The 427-nt window shown below is 30.9% G+C and carries 1 protein-coding gene; it reads left to right on the top strand.

Annotated elements, in window-relative coordinates; genetic code table 11:
* On the top strand, positions 1-427 hold a 427-nt coding region (locus ERX40_RS11085), incomplete at both ends, for a rod shape-determining protein MreC (protein WP_133418551.1).

The raw sequence follows: 427 nt of genomic DNA, 5'->3' as shown, positions 1-427 counted from the left end.
ATATATAGGTGATTCTGTGTCTTTTGGACAACGAGTTGTGAGTTATCCAGTTAATTTTGTTGCTGGTACGATTGGGGACTTTTTTAAAAAAGGAGATTCTAAAGAATCTAAAAATAAGATTAGCCAGTTAGAATCTAAGAACCAACAATTAGAAGCGGAAAATGAAAAATTAAAAAAAGAGCTTGATTTAAAAGATATTTCAAAATTTGATCCTATTTCTACTACGGTTTTGGCAAGAAATCCGGATCAGTGGATGAATACAATTGTAATTGATAAGGGATCTAAATCAGGTATAACTTCAAATATGGCTGTGATGACATCACAAGGTTTTGTTGGAAGAGTTACTAAAGTTAATAAATTTTCATCACAAGTTGATTTAATCTCAACTAATACACGTGCGGGTAAATTATCTGTAAATATACAACAC

It is taken from the genome of Macrococcus carouselicus, assembly GCF_004359515.1.
Classification (GTDB): Bacteria; Bacillota; Bacilli; order Staphylococcales; family Staphylococcaceae; genus Macrococcus; species Macrococcus carouselicus.
The sequence above is the reverse complement of the archived record's forward strand: the minus strand, read 5'-3'. Positions and strand labels throughout refer to the sequence as shown.